The 17,085-nt window shown below is 44.3% G+C and carries 12 protein-coding genes and 1 pseudogene; 6 read left to right on the top strand and 7 right to left on the bottom strand.

From position 1 onward, the window contains the following. Positions 1-13 precede the first annotated feature (13 nt). The 6 genes from ACRRSW_RS16125 to smc all read right to left on the bottom strand — a co-directional run bounded on the left by ACRRSW_RS16125 (position 14) and on the right by smc (position 9,800). Positions 14-505, bottom strand: coding sequence for a DUF523 domain-containing protein (locus tag ACRRSW_RS16125; protein WP_432452229.1), 492 nt, complete (start codon positions 503-505; stop codon positions 14-16). A gap of 268 nt (positions 506-773) precedes the next feature. Beyond that, entirely contained in the window at positions 774-2,084 is a 1,311-nt protein-coding gene (locus ACRRSW_RS16130; protein WP_432452228.1) for a hypothetical protein, read from the bottom strand. A 261-nt stretch (positions 2,085-2,345) separates the two neighbouring features. Further along, the gene (gene focA, locus ACRRSW_RS16135) at positions 2,346-3,185 is read right to left on the bottom strand and encodes a formate transporter FocA (protein ID WP_432452227.1); all 840 of its coding nucleotides are present in this window, start codon (positions 3,183-3,185) and stop codon (positions 2,346-2,348) included. A 124-nt stretch (positions 3,186-3,309) separates the two neighbouring features. Beyond that, a complete protein-coding gene (gene ligA, locus ACRRSW_RS16140; protein ID WP_432459842.1) occupies positions 3,310-5,319 on the bottom strand; it encodes an NAD-dependent DNA ligase LigA in 2,010 nt (669 codons plus the stop codon). A 71-nt stretch (positions 5,320-5,390) separates the two neighbouring features. After that, a complete protein-coding gene (zipA, locus tag ACRRSW_RS16145) occupies positions 5,391-6,356 on the bottom strand; it encodes a cell division protein ZipA (RefSeq protein ID WP_432459843.1) in 966 nt (321 codons plus the stop codon). A gap of 18 nt (positions 6,357-6,374) precedes the next feature. Continuing rightward, a complete protein-coding gene (gene smc / locus ACRRSW_RS16150) occupies positions 6,375-9,800 on the bottom strand; it encodes a chromosome segregation protein SMC (RefSeq protein WP_432459844.1) in 3,426 nt (1,141 codons plus the stop codon). A gap of 101 nt (positions 9,801-9,901) precedes the next feature. On the opposite strand from smc, the gene cysZ reads away from it, so the two are divergent. Next, positions 9,902-10,669 (top strand): sulfate transporter CysZ, encoded by a 768-nt coding sequence (gene cysZ / locus ACRRSW_RS16155; RefSeq protein ID WP_432452223.1) that lies wholly within the window; start codon positions 9,902-9,904, stop codon positions 10,667-10,669. Between the two features lie 15 nt (positions 10,670-10,684). Here cysZ and ACRRSW_RS16160 read toward each other — a convergent pair whose 3' ends face one another. Beyond that, positions 10,685-12,163: an HD domain-containing phosphohydrolase gene (locus ACRRSW_RS16160; protein ID WP_432452222.1), complete on the bottom strand. Its 1,479-nt coding sequence runs from the start codon at positions 12,161-12,163 to the stop codon at positions 10,685-10,687. A gap of 390 nt (positions 12,164-12,553) precedes the next feature. On the opposite strand from ACRRSW_RS16160, the pseudogene cysK reads away from it, so the two are divergent. The 5 genes and pseudogenes from cysK to ACRRSW_RS16185 all read left to right on the top strand — a co-directional run bounded on the left by cysK (position 12,554) and on the right by ACRRSW_RS16185 (position 17,085). Then, positions 12,554-13,521 (top strand): annotated as a pseudogene (gene cysK, locus ACRRSW_RS16165) (cysteine synthase A). Positions 13,522-13,948: 427 nt separating this feature from the next. Next, the gene (locus ACRRSW_RS16170; RefSeq protein ID WP_432452220.1) at positions 13,949-14,206 is read left to right on the top strand and encodes an HPr family phosphocarrier protein; all 258 of its coding nucleotides are present in this window, start codon (positions 13,949-13,951) and stop codon (positions 14,204-14,206) included. Positions 14,207-14,256: 50 nt separating this feature from the next. Next, positions 14,257-15,984, top strand: a complete 1,728-nt coding sequence (gene ptsI, locus ACRRSW_RS16175) for a phosphoenolpyruvate-protein phosphotransferase PtsI (RefSeq protein ID WP_432452219.1) — start codon at positions 14,257-14,259, stop codon at positions 15,982-15,984. Between the two features lie 38 nt (positions 15,985-16,022). Next, a complete protein-coding gene (crr, locus tag ACRRSW_RS16180; RefSeq protein WP_432452218.1) occupies positions 16,023-16,532 on the top strand; it encodes a PTS glucose transporter subunit IIA in 510 nt (169 codons plus the stop codon). Positions 16,533-16,719: 187 nt separating this feature from the next. Then, the gene (locus ACRRSW_RS16185; protein ID WP_432452217.1) at positions 16,720-17,085 is read left to right on the top strand and encodes an ArsC family reductase; all 366 of its coding nucleotides are present in this window, start codon (positions 16,720-16,722) and stop codon (positions 17,083-17,085) included.

Below are 17,085 nucleotides of genomic sequence, written 5' to 3' on the forward strand. Positions count from 1 at the left end.
TCCATTCAAAGGTCTATTCAGCTAAAGCAAGCAACTTAGATTTGAGCGCACTCGCCTGATGCTGATTATAAACCATGATGCCGTGTTCATTCAGTAACGCAGCAGTGACGCCTTTACCTGGCTTCTTATAACCTTGAAAACGTCCATCGTAGATGGTTTGACTACCACAGGATGGGCTCGACTCGCTAAGTACCGCAAATTTTATCTGGTGCTTTTGACACTGCTTCAGAGCTAATTCCGCTGCTAACACAAATTCATCACTCAGATCTGTTCCATCTTGGCCCACCACTTTAGCATCTCCGCGTAACACATCTTCCCCACCCCCCAACTGGATCTCCGCGGGTGTTCTTGGCGTCGGTAAACCAGCAGCGACCTCCGGACAAAACGAAATGATTTGATGATGTGCAATCAGCCAATCTACATCTTGATTTTCTGACTTTAAATCTTGACCGTTATAACGTACTTTGCACCCAAGTAAACAAGCACTAAATAAAATCTTAGCCACAAATATCGTCCTCTATTTAAACTCATCCCACACTATGACGAAATAATTAAACACGCCAAGTAATCCATCATATCAGCAGTACCAATCGTGGCAAATTCCATCCTCGATATTGACCAATAAACGTTTTTCGCTTATTCCATTCCATTCAAAAGGATCTGAATGGTTCATTGATATTCGTGATAAAACTATCTTAATTGCGACTGCTTGCAATACAACAACAAAAGGCCTGCATTATGGCAGGCCTTATTTTTGTTACGCCCTAAAAGAGTTAAGACTCGATCTGCTTTCTAAAAAACTGGATCATCTCATCACGGGTTTTACGGTGATTCAGATGAAAAATATCCATCGGGAACAACAGTTCAATCACCCCTGTATCAAACATTCGTTTTACCTCATACTCATTATGTGCCACATCCTGCTGATAACGATAGTTCAGCCAAGTGCGGTTGGTATGAATGATAAACTCCACTCGCATCCCTCCTAAACGAGCAAAAAATTTCATCATCGGAGTTTTATCGCTAGAACCAACCGCACGACTTCGATACACCGACTTATCTGTGAGTGAATCAGAAATATCTTCTAATACCATCAAGGAATTGGCCCTCGAAGCACTGCGAGTGAGATGTTTTTGAAAGGCCTTGATATCACTGACTGAATCCAATACCGCCATGAGCCCAAGTTCGTCGTCCACCGCCACCGCCGGATTTTTTTGATTCTTACGCAATAGCTTAAGAACCTTGGCTTCAGGTGGCTTCTTACGGATAGACACATAGATGGGAACCCGCCGCTCACCAACCGTAAAACTGCGTCGCTTAAGTAAGGTTAACTTCTCTCGAGGCTGATCTTGGATAAGCTTTGCCTGCTGGGGGGTTAACACACTCACTTCGCTACAAGCATAGTCTTCCGCCTGATGTTTAGAGTGCAGGTACACTGGCTCTAACTCACCAATTTTCAGCTCCGAACTCCAAACATAGCCATTCAAAAAAGCTAAAAAAGTAGAAAATTTATCCTCTATTTCGGTCTCTCTTTCTCGCTGCTCAATGCTACCAGCGAGAGTCATTAAAATCAGTTTACGACGAGCCTCAAAGCGAGCTTTCTTGTGATATTGATTATTGAACATAATCAATAATAGTTCGACGGGGTTATTGGTAACTTCTATTTCATTGGTATTTTCAATGTGTGAGGCATAAGGGGCGAGAATTTTGCCTTTGATAGAATGAATCACCGCATCAGCGGTACGCGCATACTCATCAACCCGATTAGAGATTTCGTTAAGGTTACCATTTAAGCCAAACATATTACCGAGTAATTTGAGTGCGCGTTCGCTGCGCTCTTTGCGTAGTTTAGAACTATCAATCAAACTTTGAATTTGAGAAAAGTCATCAATTTCAAGGAACTCGAATATTTGACTACGCAAGGCGCGATACTTAGAAACGTTATTGCCATCTTGTTGCAATCGTTTTACCCACTGCCGCACCGAAGGAGAAAAACGATGAGCGACCACCGCATCACGAGTCAGTGCAAATGGTCCCTCTTGTTGTAAAGACGTAAACACACTATTTGGAGATAAAACCGACATAAACCACCTAAAAATCCAACAACAGCAAATACTTGCTAGACTACTCGAAGCAAAATATACACCAAAGCAGACAATTCCTCGGTCCAGCCTACAAATAGTCCTCTCTTGGCTTGAGACTTCTTAAATAAGAGCACCAATAAACCGCTGCAGAAAGCGAATGAAGCAATAACGCACCAAATTAGCGCGCAAATAAACGTCCTTGCTTAAACAACGAGTGATATCCCTCAGGCTTATTCGAAGGTTTATACGCCCCTACGAATACTAAGGTTTACGCAAGTAAATCAGCCAATATCCTAGACCAACAAACACCCCACCACCAAGGATGTTGCCTAAGGTCACCGGGATCAAATTATGAAAAATAAAATTGGAGAAGGTCAAGTCAGCAAAATCAGCAGGGCTGAGTCCCGTCGCTGCCCAAAACTCCGGACTGGCTAAATATCTAATACCAATCGCCATCGGTACCTGAAACATATTCGCGATACAGTGCTCAAAACCTGCTGCCACAAACATCGCCACTGGGAGTATAGTAACCAGCACCTTATCGGTAAGACTGCGGGCACTGAAGGTCATCCACACGGCGACACACACTAATACATTACACATAATCCCGAGTGCAACAGCTTGACTAAAGTCATGGTGCAGCTTGTGTTGGGCGATCCGCATGGTATTAATTCCAACCTCACCAGCAGCAAAAGTGTATTGTTTGCTGACCAACATCAGGATCACCAATAGGCTAGCCCCAACCAAATTGCCTAAATAAACCAAGGACCAATTCATTGCCAACCGAGGCCATGAAATCTTACCACTGGCTTTGGCGACCAAAGTTAATACCGAACTGGTAAACAGTTCACCACCGGTAATAATCACTAAGATCAAACCGAGGCTAAACGCCAAACCACCAATCAGGTGAGTAAACCCCCAAGGCATATCACCCGCCCCGGTGGTAACCGTGGTGTAAAACACAAAGGCGATCCCAATATGCACGCCTGCGGTCAGCGCCAACATAAAGGCTTTAAAAGGATCTTTGGTGGCTTTGCTCTCACCCACTTCAGCGGCTTTCTCAGCCATTTGTGGGGGCAGTAAGGAATCAAACTGGCTCATATTATTCACTTTATTTAATTAAATTTAGTTAACATCCTTTAGCACATCAACTCACGGGAAGGTGTTCTAAAGTAACTAGGTTTAAGGGCTAGCAGCCCTTAAGCAGGACAACCGTATGCAAGCTTCAACTTTGCAGTAAATCCACTAACTGCTGTTCATCCCAAATTTCGATGCCTAAGTCTTGAGCCTTCATCAGCTTAGACCCTGCGGCTTCCCCGGCAATCACGATATCGGTTTTCTTGGAAACACTCCCCGTAACCTTAGCTCCCAAACCTTGTAAGGCCTGTTTCGCTTCACTGCGCCCCAACTGACTAAGGGTACCAGTCAGTACCACCACCTTACCGCCTAAGACCAGATCTTCGACAACAACAGACTCAATTGCAGGCCAAGTCAATTCATTGGCTAAAGCTTCAACTAATAAAGCATTTTGCTGCTGGGTGAAAAAGAATCGAAGATGTTTTGCAACAATCTCACCGACATCTGGCACGTCTTGTAGCTGCTCTAGGCTGGCGGCAATAATCGCATCCAGTTGCTTAAAATGTAAAGCTAGATTATTAGCGGTCGCTTCACCCACTTCGCGGATCCCCAAAGAATAGATAAAACGTGGCAAACTGGTATTTCTCGCAGCATCGATCCCCTCCAGCAGTTTATTCACCGACTTTTCACCCATTCGCTCCAATCCCATGAGCGCGTCTCGCTTATCCGCGAGATGGAACAAATCGAGTGGTGTTTCTAGCAATTGCGCATCGACCAGCTGTTCCACCAACTTATCGCCAATACCATCAATATCTAAGGCCTTACGTGAGACAAAGTGCTTTAAAGCTTCTTTACGTTGTGCGCCGCAACGTAAGCCTGCAACACAACGAGCCACTGCTTCCCCTTCGATACGTTCAATTTCGCTATCGCATACTGGACAAGTCATCGGGAAGACGATCTCTTTAGCATCTTCTGGACGGCGCTCTAACAATACCCCTGCAATTTGAGGGATCACATCACCAGCGCGGCGTACCACCACACTATCACCAATTTTTACCGCCAATCGCTCGATTTCATCCGCATTGTGTAAGGTTGCATTACTTACCGTCACCCCCCCCACAAATACTGGCTCAAGCCGAGCTACGGGAGTAATCGCACCAGTACGCCCAACCTGAAACTCGACATCTCGCAGCACCGTGATCTCTTCTTGTGCAGGATATTTATGAGCCGTCGCCCAACGCGGCGCTCGCGCAACAAAACCCAATTGTTGCTGTAAAGCGAGGGCGTCAACTTTATACACCACACCGTCGATTTCATAAGCTAAAGCATTACGACGTTCGCCGATTTCCTGATAATAATCAAAGCAAGCTTGATGGCCACTCACCGTTCGAACCTCAGGACAAACTGGCAGCCCAAAATCTTTTAATTTCTGCAAATTCTGGTAATGACTCTGACTCAAAGGCTCACTCACCACACCAAGCGAATAAGCATAAAAGGCTAATGGACGGGTGGCGGTAATTTTCGAATCGAGCTGGCGTAAACTTCCAGCGGCAGCATTACGTGGGTTAGCGAAACCTTTTTCACCCTTTTCTTTAGCGAGTAAATTGAGCCGCTCAAAACCTTGTTTCAGCATGAACACTTCACCCCGAACCTCTAAACGAGCCGGCCATTGCTCTCCACGCAACCGCAAAGGGATCGAACGAATGGTTTTGACGTTCTCGGTCACATTTTCGCCAGTACTCCCATCACCACGCGTTGCCGCTTGCACCAACATACCATCCACATACAATAAACTTATCGCTAAGCCATCGAGCTTGGGTTCTACACAATATTCAATGGCTTCAGTGCGCTGTAAACGCTCTGAGATTCGCTTGTTAAATGCGCTTAATTCAGCTTCGCTAAACACATTATCGAGAGACAACATCGGCATTTCATGCTGAACCTGCTCAAATACCGACAAAGGCACTCCGCTGACTCGTTGAGTCGGAGAATCCTTGCTTAGCAGCTCAGGATGGGTTTTTTCTAAACCCTGTAGCTGACGAAATATTCGGTCATACTCGGCATCGGGAACCAAAGGCTGGTCAAGCACGTAGTAATGGTAATTATATTGCTCAAGCAGGGAGATCAGTTGCTTAATTTGTTGTTCTGGCTTGTCCATCGTCGACCTTAAAAAAATAAAAAGCCTTTCCAAAATAACCGATTGGAAAGGCTTCTAAAAACATAATAACTTTAGTTTACGAGAAGTTGCTTACGCTCATATTCACGTACTCGCTGCTCGTAATGGTTCACCGTTTGCCGAGTCAAAGGGTTGCGTTGATCGTCCAAAATAATCGCATCCAAATCTTTGGCTAAGCTTGTCGCCGCGTTATGCATCAATGCAAAATTTTTAGTGGGTTCACCTTTACAAGGCACCGTCATAAACAAAGTGACGCCACGAGTTTCCAACTGCTCAATTTTATCTAAATCGAAGGTGCCAGGATTGAGCATATTCGCCAGACTAAAAATAACCGGGCCACTGCCACGATTATCTAAATGGCGATGAAAAATATCCATATCCCCATAGCGCAACCCAATTTTATCAAGACTGGCGAGTAACGCAGGGCCCTTAAGATAACGGCCAGATTGAGCCATTATATTCAGAATGAATACATCATCAGGTGCATTTGGATCTTGAGTCGGCTCAGTTTTAGACTGCGGCTCAGGCTCATTATCTTCATCCATATCATAAACAAACGTGGGCTCAACTTCCGGAGCTGACTCTACATCCACAGTCGATAAGCTTGCCTCGGCCTCTGTTTTAACGGTTTCGACTAAGCCATCTAAACCCTGAACATCACTTACCTCTGGCGCACTATCAACGGCAGAAAAATGAAATGCAGGCTCTTTGCGTTGCTCTCGCTCTGCCTCTGGCTCTAGTTCTGGCTCAACACTTGAAGGATTGAGCACCGGTTTCTCTGCCGCATCAAGGTTAGAAATAGCGTCGTCAATCGGATCACCAATCACCCGAGCTTGGCCCACACCCAAATCGTCGAAACCCGAATCATCTCTGGTCGATATAGGTGCCTTACTCGCTGACACTTTAGGACTAAGCAATTTTTCTGGTCGTTGTTTGCGGCTGCTCCAAAAACCGTGCGCTAATAACGCGACAATCAAAATAACACCAACAACGATAAGTACGATGCGTAATTCCTGCATTTAACTATTCTCTACCTATTATTCCACCATGGCTATCGCTTCTGCGATGTCCACCGCCACCAGACGCGATACGCCTGGCTCCTGCATTGTAACCCCAGCAAGTTGCGAGGCCTTCTCCATGGTCACTTTATTGTGACTTATAAATATAAACTGAACCGAATCGGACATACTATGCACTAAATCAGCAAAACGTCCCACATTTACTTCATCTAAGGGTGCATCCACTTCATCAAGCATACAAAACGGTGCCGGATTTAAGCGAAATATCGCAAATACTAAGGCTAATGCGGTAAGGGCCTTTTCCCCTCCCGATAATAAGCTAATGCTAGCATTTTTTTTCCCCGGAGGACGAGCCATAATCGTCACGCCGGTCTCCAGTAAATCGTCAGACGAAAGTTCTAACCAGGCTTTACCGCCACCAAACACTTTCGGGAACAATAGCTGTAAGTCCGCATCTACTTTAGCAAATGTTTCACTAAATTTAGAACGGGTTTGTCGATCAATTTTCATAATCGCAGCTCTCAAGACCTCAATCGCAGATTCTAAATCTAATAATTGGGCCGACAACTCTTGATAACGGCTATTCTGTTGATCATATTCTTCTTCGGCAGCTAAGTTTACCGCACCCAAACGTTTCAAACGTTGATCAAGCTGTGCTAATTCAGTGGCGTAGTCGTCTTCCAGACTCGCCTCGGGTAAAGACAACTCTAGGTGCTTAAGGTTCTCACCCTGTTCCGCTAACTGCTCCAATAGTAAGCTTCGCCTTGCCAATAAATTCTGCTGCTGAATACGTCGCTCGGTGCCGGCTTCGACGAGCTGTTTCAAGGTAAGCTGAGCCTGCTTGATACTTTGTTGTAACTGTTGTTGCTCTGCAATACTTTGTTGATACGCGCTGGCGGCAACGCTCTGCTGGTCTTCGATAACTAAGCTTTGCTCTAGCAATTGTTCGATTTGCTCCGCCAAAATTTCGAGTTGCTCACTAGATACTTCCGGTTGCGTCAACAGTTGCTCAGCCAACTCCTGCAACCGTTGCTGCTGATAGTGCTGCTGCTGTTGCTGATTCGCATATTGCGCCTGCTGCTTCTGGATAGCCAGTTGCAACTCATGCAGCCGAGTTTGTTGCTGCTGAGCATGATGACCAAGCTGCTTGACCGAGTCTGCGGCAGTATCATTTTGCTGTTGCAGTTGTGTCAGCTTAAACTGCGCTTCATCTAGCTCAGCTTGCTGCAACTCTAATTGCTCTTCTAACAGCAGTTGGCTTTCTTGATCTTGTTCTAATTGAACATTTAATTCATCAACTTGTTGGCTCAACTGTTGCTGTTGTTGCTGCGAAAACAACTGTTGCTGCTCTAATAAAGCAAAACGACTGCGACAATCGGCTTGCTCGGTGATTAAAGTATCTAAGGCGAACTGCTCATGTTGTTGCTGCTGTTGTAAGCGCTCAATATTTTGGCTTTGTTGCTTAAGTTGTTGTTCTAAGCGCTCATCTTGTTGTTTAATTTCCGCTAAACGCTGTTGCAGATGCTGCCGTTCCTGCTGCCAGCTAAGCACCGAGAGCTGCTGATGAGAAACCTTAAGGCGCTGCCAATATTTACCTAACCACTCTCCTTGTGGCGTAATCAAAGACTGATGAGGGCTTAAATACTCTCGAAGCTCAAACGCCTGGGTCAACGACTCCACCAGCAACACCGATTCACACAAATAACTCAGCTCGACATTTTCTAAATGTTCGGCCAAGCTAGCTAAACCTTGTAATTGAGGCGCCCGAGGCAATTTTAAAGGCGCTGCAACCGCACTTAAGGCCAAAGGATAATCTGAGTCAAGCTGTTCACACCATTCAGCTTGCAACCATCCAGCTAAAACCACATCCGCTGCCCGCTGCCAACCTTCACTCACCCCAAGAACATCCATTAGCGGACGCTTGGCCTTGCTATCAACCTGCGCCAACAATTTGTTCACTCCCTGCAAACGGGTCTGCTCCGCAGTATAAGTTAATTGAAGTTGTTGCTGTTGCAACTTGAGTAGCTCAAGTTCAGCTCGCTGCTGTTGTAAATCGTTGCTCACTTGAGTGAACTGCTGCTGCAATTGCTCCTGCTGCGCTTCCCCCTGTTGTAATTGTTGTTGCAGTAAAGCGATTTGCTCAACATCAACAGCAACTAAAGTTGATAATTGATGTTGTAGTTGCGAAATTTGCTGCTGATGACGTTGCTGCATCTGCTGGCAATGCCCCAACTGAGACTCGGTTTGCCGAAGCTGCTGTTGAACTTGCTGCTGCTGAGCACTCGCTGAGCCTTGTTCAGCCTCTAACTGACGATGCCGCTGCTCAGCGGCTTCCAGTTGCGGCATCATTTCCAGCATCAGCTGTTGTTGTAAGTCCATTTCAGCTTCAAGCTGTTGCAGGTTCAGCTGCTCCTGTACCCGCTGAGTTTCAAGTAAAGCTAAGTTTTGTTCGAGCGCTTGCTGCTGTTCAATATTCTGCTGCTGAGCTTGCTGACTCAGGCTTTGCTGTTGCTTGGTATGCAGTTGCTGCTGCTCCAACTTCGCCAACTGTGTTCTCAGTTCGAAATGCTGCTGTTGCAAATTTTGTTGTAATTGTTGTTGTTCAAGGATTTGATTCGCTAGCAAGGTTGATTGGTTTTCACATTGGCTAAGCAGATGCTCTTCGGCACGCTGTTTTTGCTCGGCATCAGCATGGTATTGCTCGCCACCATCAATACTATTGTCTAACTTCCGTAACTCCTGTAAACATAACAAGGCCTTAAGCTCTCGATGACGAGCCCGGTATTGGCGATAACGTTTTGCTGCCTGTGCTTGCGTTTTAAGCTTATTCACCTGCTGGGCCAATTCCGACTCAATATCGCGTAAACGCAAAATATTTTCGTCAGTATGTTTAATCCGCAGCTCGGTTTCACGACGACGTTCTTTATATTTAGAGACACCCGCCGCTTCTTCGATAAATACCCGTAATTCCTGCGGTTTGGATTCAATGAGCCGACTAATCATGCCTTGTTCGATAATCGCATAACTACGCGGCCCTAAGCCCGTCCCCAAAAACAAATCGGTAATATCGCGCTTACGGCACTTGCTACCATTTAACAGGTAGTGATTCTGCCCATCTCGACTCACCTCCCGGCGAACCGCAATTTCAGCATAACTAGCAAACTCTCCACCGATCCGCCCTTGGCTATTATCAAAGATCAACTCTACCATCGCCTTCGACACCGCCGCCCGTTTGGTAGAACCATTAAAGATCACATCGGTCATCGCGCCACCACGCAGGTGGCGAGCGTTACTTTCACCCAGTACCCAACGCACCGCATCGATCACGTTAGATTTACCACAACCATTCGGCCCGACAATCGCGGTCATGTCGGTCGGGAAGGGAATTGTTGTTCGGTCAACAAAAGACTTAAATCCGGCTAGGCGAATTTGTTTCAAACGCATACACTAGTTTGCTTATCGATTTATATTATTAGCCGAGACTTTACCAGAGCGGCCAACGCTTTGTAATATGACGGCCTATAAACTATTCAAGGATCACAATAATGGCGCACACCTCGCTAGCTTCTCGTAGCGGTATTTCTTATATTGCCCAGGGTTTTCAGCTTATCAGTCAACCTGGACTAAGACTGTTTGTGATGATCCCACTACTCGCTAATATCATTTTATTTAGCGCGGCCTTTATTGTTTTATACCAACAACTCGGGGGCTGGGTTCAGCAAATCCTCGACTACCTCCCCAGCTGGCTGGATTGGCTAAGCTGGTTCATTTGGCCCAGTGCCATCGTTGCAATTATGCTGGTCTTTGGCTTTACCTTTAGCATCATCGGCAATTGGATAGCGGCACCATTTAACGGCTTACTGGCAGAGAAAGTTGAGCAACACCTCTGTGGTGAAAAAATTGCCGACACTTCACTGCTCGAATTAGTAAAAGACTTACCGCGAATTTTTTCGCGAGAATGGCAAAAATTATGGTATTGGTTACCTAAAGCGCTGGGCCTGCTACTATTGTTTTTAATTCCGGCAATCGGCCAAACCATCGCCCCCGTACTGTGGTTTCTATTTACCGCTTGGATGATGAGCATTCAATATATCGATTACCCCTTTGATAATCATCGAATTCCCTTCTCCACGATGCGCGACCAATTAAAACAACATCGCTTAAGAAACAGTGGCTTTGGTGCAATCGTGTTATTTTGTAGCACGCTACCGCTATTAAATCTTATTATTATGCCAGTCGCCGTGTGCGGTGCGACCGCAATTTGGGTCGACATCTACCGCAAACCATTGCTTAAACAAAAACAGCAACAATAATCAGCCGCGACTGAACTAAGCAACAGCTTGTGGTTCTTTATCTTGATAGCGAGCAGCAATATTTAAAAATTGCGACTCGCTTTGACAAAACGCTTCAACCACCGCTGGATCAAAATGTTTTCCCTTCCCCTCAAGAATGATTTGCTTAGCTTTTTCGTGAGTGAACGCAGGCTTATAGACTCGTTTACTAATCAAGGCATCATAAACATCAGCCAGGGCCATTAAGCGCGCACTCAAGGGGATCGCCGCCCCAGATAAACCTTGCGGGTAACCCGAGCCATCCCATTTTTCATGGTGAGATAAAGCGATTTGTTTTGCATATTGTAAAAATGCGGTGTCTTCACTAGGGAATTGCAGCTCAGCCGCAGCTAAAGCATTTGCTCCAATTTGTGGGTGCTGACGCATCGTATCCCACTGTTCTGTATCCAACTGACCTGGTTTCAATAAAATAGCATCCGGGATCCCAACCTTACCGATATCGTGCAGTGGCGCGGATTTATACATCAAATCGATGGTTTGATCGCTGAGTTGCTCGGCAAAATCAGGCTGTTCACGTAAAGCCTCAGCCAAGGCTTTCACATAATATTTTGTCCGTAGGATGTGTGCTCCGGTCTCGTTATCCCGAGTCTCAGCAAGGCTCGCGAGACTATGGATGGTGATATCTCGGGTTTGTTGCAAGGCCCGGGTGCTGTGTTGCAAACTACTAATCATGGCATTGGTTCGCTGGGCCATCAGTCCAAACTCATCATTACTACTAATCGTAACTTGGGTATCGAATTGTCCCAGCTGTACCTTCGCTAAGGTTTGATTCTCATTTTCCAATAACAGTTGTAAATTTTTCGAATAACTCATGATCACCCGCAACACATAGGACATCACCACCAACAACACAAAGGAGACCTCAATAACAATGTATCTTTGGGCCGTAGCCAATGGGTAACGTTCACTTCCTACATTCACTAACCAATCAAGATCCTTGTTAATCACTAAAAAAATCACCCCCGCCAATATAAGGGTGCTAATCGCCGCAAATGCAGAAAACTTCTGACTCACCGATAACGCTTTTTTATTTAAAGGTAGATGTAGCTGATGACGACTTAATTGCTTCGCAATATCCCATTCTTTCGCCAGCGCTAAATCACTAGCGACATAAAAACCAAGCGCCGTCAGGCCAAGTATAACTTTTAGGTGAGACTCCCAGGGCGGATCAAAAAAATAACTGTTATAGCCAACAATCATCAACGCAGCCAAAATAAAGAGTATAAAGTCCAACTTAAATTGAAGCCGCACTTGCCGCGCCAACTCTGAGTTTTCGATAAATTGCATCGCAATAATTCGAACGCTAGAGGTAACAATAAAACTAATGACAATCGGAAGTAACAACTGAAATACCGTTTGAGCTTCTAAAAAAGGGCATACTTGAATCCCATAAACGGCAAATAACAGCATCGCCAACAGCCAATGTTTAATCGCTAAGCCACTCACTCTATTCATACCAATTGTTCCTTAACTTAGCGCAATTAACGCTTTAGTCCCGCCTCCACTATAGCCTGCTTCAGTATGACTAGCTAAAAAAGCTAAACTCAAAATAGGCACTTTAATATCTTCAGTAAATGGATGCATCACGTCCCGCCAGTTAAACCTCGCACTTACAATATTGATAGGCTGCTGTTGGGGTTAAATCTATAGACCGACTATCGTAGAGAAAACTTTGCCCTTCAGACACTAAAACTCATATCAATTTATCTCTTAATTACATAACGTTATAAATAAACGTTACTTCACCTTACAAATAAGCACGCTATGCTAGTACTACGATTTATGTTGCTGAGTGCCATTGACCACTGATTGTAGCAACCGTCATTAGCCCATAAGGAAGTTTCAATGAGTAAAATTTATGAAGATAACTCGCTAACCATTGGCCGTACGCCATTAGTTCGTCTTAATCGAGTCAACAAAGGCAACATTCTTGCGAAGGTGGAAAGCCGCAACCCAAGCTTCAGTGTGAAGTGTCGTATTGGTGCCAACTTAGTTTGGGATGCAGAGAAAAAAGGTTTGCTTGGTCCTGGAAAAGAAATCATTGAACCCACCAGTGGTAATACCGGCATTGCTTTAGCCTTTGTGGCAGCCTCTCGTGGCTATCCAATTACACTAACGATGCCTAATACCATGAGCCTAGAACGTCGTAAATTGCTCAAAGCTTTAGGAGCAAATCTAGTCTTAACCGAAGGTGCTAAAGGCATGAAAGGGGCAATTACCAAGGCGGAAGAAATCCGCGATAGTAGCCCAGAAAAATACATTTTACTTGGCCAGTTTGACAATCCTGCCAACCCAGAAATTCATGAAAAAACCACGGGGCCTGAGATTTGGGAAGATACCGACGGCGAAGTTGATGTCATTGTCGCAGGCGTTGGTACTGGCGGAACCATCACCGGTGTGAGCCGCTACATCAAGCAACAACAAGGAAAAAGTATTACTTCCGTTGCGGTTGAACCCGTAGATTCTCCAGTGATTACTCAAGCCAAAGCGGGTGAAGAACTCACCCTGGACCACACAAGATCCAAGGGATTGGCGCAGGCTTTATCCCTGGTAACCTTGACTTAGATTTAGTCGATCTGGTCGAACAAGTGAGCAATGAAGATGCGATTGCGATGGCTCAGCGCTTAATGGAGGAAGAAGGTATTCTTGCAGGGATCTCTTCTGGTGCAGCAGTGGTCGCAGCGAACCGGATTGCTGAAAAAGCAGAGTACGCGGATAAAACCATCGTCGTGATATTACCTAGCTCTGGCGAACGCTACTTATCAAGTGCATTATTTGCAGATACATTTACTGAACAAGAAAACGTTCAATAAATAAATCAATAGCTCAATAGCTCAATAGCTCTATATTAAGACGACGAATTTTCAGTCGTCTTTTTTTTGGTCAAACAGCTTTATTCTCAAAGAAAATTAACTCTCTGGTCTTGTGCTATAATTTTGCAAAAACTATACTCCCCCGCGCCAAATGTTAGCGTTTTCAATGTATCGTTTTGTAACAGAGGTATCAAAACGGATACATTGTTTACGTCGATAAATTAATATAAGCAATTAAAAATCAATAGCTTAAATTGAATTTAACGATGTAATATTAAGTAACAGTGTACAACTAAGCCTAAAAACTTGACATAGATTAAACTTCGACGTCATTTTTTACGTTATTTTTTGGCGGAAATATTTTACTTATAAACGTCTAAGCTTAACTGAATATTTAGACAACAAAACAAAATTAAGGAATGTATGTATGTTTGAGAAAAGTGTTGTAATTACCGCAGAGAATGGCCTTCATACTCGTCCCGCCGCTCAATTTGTTAAAGAAGCCAAAGCATTCGCAAGTGATATCACTGTTGAAAGTAACGGCAAATCGGCCAGTGCCAAAAGCCTATTTAAGTTACAAACCTTAGGCTTAACCAAAGGCACTAGTGTCGTTATCCGCGCTGAAGGCGCAGATGAAACCGCAGCAGTTACAAAATTAGTCGCGCTAATGGATGAACTAGAATAATACGGTCGCTTTTTATCCATTAACGAGTTTCAACTAAATAGGTGTAGGTTATGATTTCAGGTATTCTGGCGTCTCCAGGAATTTCATTTGGTAAAGTACTGCTACTTGCAGAGCAAGAAGTAGTGATTAACCAAGCTCATATCGAAGCAGCGCAAGTAGAAAACGAAATTCAACGTTTTTTCGATGCACGTAATGCAACGTCTGCTCAACTCGAAGAAATTAAAATAATGGCAGGCAAGACTTTCGGCGAAGAAAAAGAAGCCATCTTCGAAGGTCACATCATGCTATTAGAAGATGAAGAGCTTGAAGAAGAAATTCTAGCCTGCATCAAAGACAACTTAGTGACTGCAGACAAAGCGGCTCATACTATTATTGAGCAAAATGCCCAAATGCTAGCTGAGTTAGATGACCCCTATTTAAAAGAGCGAGCCACCGATTTTCGCGATATCGGCTCGCGCTTAGTTAAAAATATTCTAGGCATTGAGATCATTTCACTTAGCACTATTACTGAAGAAGTCGTGTTAGTTGCGAATGATCTTACCCCCTCAGAAACTGCACAAATCAACTTAGATAAAGTGCTCGGTTTTGTAACCGATATCGGCGGTAGAACTTCACATACTTCAATTATGGCGCGTTCTTTAGAGCTCCCGGCGATCGTTGGCACCAATGACATCACTCAACGCGTAAGCAATGGCGATATCATCGCTCTAGACGCAATTAACAATGAAGTGATAATCAACCCAAGTGCAGAACAGTTAGCCGTTTATCGCCAACGTCAACAAACTTACTTAGACGAAAAACTAGAACTAGCCAAACTGAAAGACTTACCTGCTGTGTCTCTAGATGGTCATCAAGTCGAAGTCTGCGCCAACATTGGTACGATTAAAGATGTTGATGGCGCTCACCGCAATGGTGCAGAGGGTGTGGGTCTTTACCGTACTGAATTCCTATTTATGGACCGCGATCAACTGCCAACAGAAGATGAGCAGTTTGAAGCGTATAAAGCAGTCGTTGAATCGATGCAAGGTCACCCAGTGATTATCCGTACCATGGATATCGGCGGTGATAAAGATTTGCCTTATTTAGACCTTCCTAAAGAAATGAATCCTTTCTTGGGTTGGCGTGCAATCCGTATTTTCTTTGATCGTGAAGAAATCATGCATGCTCAGCTGCGCGCTTTGCTCCGAGCGTCAGCCTTCGGTAAAGTTCGCATCATGTTCCCGATGATTATTGCGGTCGAAGAAATCCGCAAGTTAAAATCAGTATTAGAGAGCCTAAAAGCGGATCTACGAGCGAACGATATCGCCTTTGATGAAGACGTTGAAATTGGCGTAATGGTGGAAACACCTGCCGCCGCTGCAATTGCACATCATTTAATTAAAGAAGTTGACTTCTTTAGTATTGGAACTAATGATTTAACCCAGTACACTTTAGCAGTTGATCGTGGTAACGAATTGATTTCAGCATTATATAACCCAATGTCACCTGCGGTATTAACCCTCATTAAGCAAGTGATAGATGCCTCACATGCGGAAGGTAAGTGGACGGGTATGTGTGGTGAATTAGCCGGTGATGAGTCAGCAACCTTATTACTAATGGGTATGGGCCTTGATGAATTCTCAATGAGTTCCATTTCTATACCTCGGATCAAAAAACTAATCCGTAATTCGAATTATGCTGAAGTGAAGAAATTAGCCGATCAAGCTCTTTCGTTACCAACAGCGGCAGAAATTGAAACGTTAGTTGATACTTTTGTTAAACAAAATACCATCTGTTAAGATAGCAGTAATAAACATAAGAATTCAGGAGCTCTATAATGGGTCTATTCGACAAATTCAAAAAAATGGTTTCAGATGACAGTGCAACTAAAAGCGGTATTGATATTATCGCCCCACTATCTGGCGAAATTGTTCCAATTGAAGAAGTGCCAGATGTGGTGTTTGCCGAGAAAATCGTAGGTGACGGAATTGCCATTAAACCGAGCGGTAACAAAATGGTTGCCCCTTGCGACGGCACCATTGGTAAGATCTTTGAGACTAACCATGCGTTTTCTCTAGAATCAACCGACGGCATCGAGTTATTTGTTCACTTTGGTATTGATACTGTTGAGTTAAAAGGCGAAGGCTTTACCCGCATCGCTTCCGAAGGCCAAGAAGTAAAACAAGGTGATGTGATCATCGAATTCGATCTGGCGGTATTGGAAGAAAAAGCTAAATCAACCCTAACTCCTGTCGTCATTTCAAATATGGATGAAATTAAAGAGCTAGTTAAGATGTCTGGCCCTGTCACCATTAGCGAAACACCAGTATTACGCATCATCAAATAATACTGAATGACTCTCTAAAACCACGCTATATGCGTGGTTTTTTTTGTCCCCAATTTACCCATGAGCAATACCATTGCTCTAAGTTGTCACTCTGTTTAAGAATAAATCAATACGATAAAGCGTAAATCCCCAATGAGCTTTCAGCCCAGCTCTGGTATTCTTAGCAAAAATATAACAGGAAACTTACATGTCTATAAGCAAGATTGTCATGTTTGGCATACCCAACTGCGACACCATTAAAAAAGCCCGTCGTTGGCTCAATGAACACAACTTAGAATTTACTTTCCATGATTATCGTAAAGATGGTTTGGATAGTCAGCAACTGCAGGCATGGGCTCAACAACTCGGTTGGCAAGCTTTACTCAATAAACGTGGCACCACCTTTCGTCAACTCAGTGATCAACAAAAAGCGAATTTAGATGAAGATACCGCACTTGCACTGTTAGAACAGTATCCTGCGATGATCAAACGGCCATTGTTACAAATCGATCAGCAATTTACACTTGGCTTTAAAGCCGAGCTTTACCAACAACTCTTTTTTCCGGAAAGCTAA

This window comes from Agarivorans sp. QJM3NY_25, assembly GCF_050870875.2.
Classification (GTDB): Bacteria; Pseudomonadota; Gammaproteobacteria; order Enterobacterales; family Celerinatantimonadaceae; genus Agarivorans.

Bases quoted from the DNA above. Each gene is read 5' to 3' on its own strand.
- ACRRSW_RS16130 (WP_432452228.1), bottom strand. From the start codon at position 2,084: ATGTCGGTTTTATCTCCAAATAGTGTGTTTACGTCTTTACAACAAGAG.
- focA (WP_432452227.1), bottom strand. From the start codon at position 3,185: ATGAGCCAGTTTGATTCCTTACTGCCCCCACAAATGGCTGAGAAAGCC.
- ligA (WP_432459842.1), bottom strand. From the start codon at position 5,319: ATGGACAAGCCAGAACAACAAATTAAGCAACTGATCTCCCTGCTTGAG.
- zipA (WP_432459843.1), bottom strand. From the start codon at position 6,356: ATGCAGGAATTACGCATCGTACTTATCGTTGTTGGTGTTATTTTGATT.
- smc (WP_432459844.1), bottom strand. From the start codon at position 9,800: ATGCGTTTGAAACAAATTCGCCTAGCCGGATTTAAGTCTTTTGTTGAC.
- cysZ (WP_432452223.1), top strand. From the start codon at position 9,902: ATGGCGCACACCTCGCTAGCTTCTCGTAGCGGTATTTCTTATATTGCC.
- ACRRSW_RS16160 (WP_432452222.1), bottom strand. From the start codon at position 12,163: ATGAATAGAGTGAGTGGCTTAGCGATTAAACATTGGCTGTTGGCGATG.
- ACRRSW_RS16170 (WP_432452220.1), top strand. From the start codon at position 13,949: ATGTTTGAGAAAAGTGTTGTAATTACCGCAGAGAATGGCCTTCATACT.
- ptsI (WP_432452219.1), top strand. From the start codon at position 14,257: ATGATTTCAGGTATTCTGGCGTCTCCAGGAATTTCATTTGGTAAAGTA.
- crr (WP_432452218.1), top strand. From the start codon at position 16,023: ATGGGTCTATTCGACAAATTCAAAAAAATGGTTTCAGATGACAGTGCA.
- ACRRSW_RS16185 (WP_432452217.1), top strand. From the start codon at position 16,720: ATGTCTATAAGCAAGATTGTCATGTTTGGCATACCCAACTGCGACACC.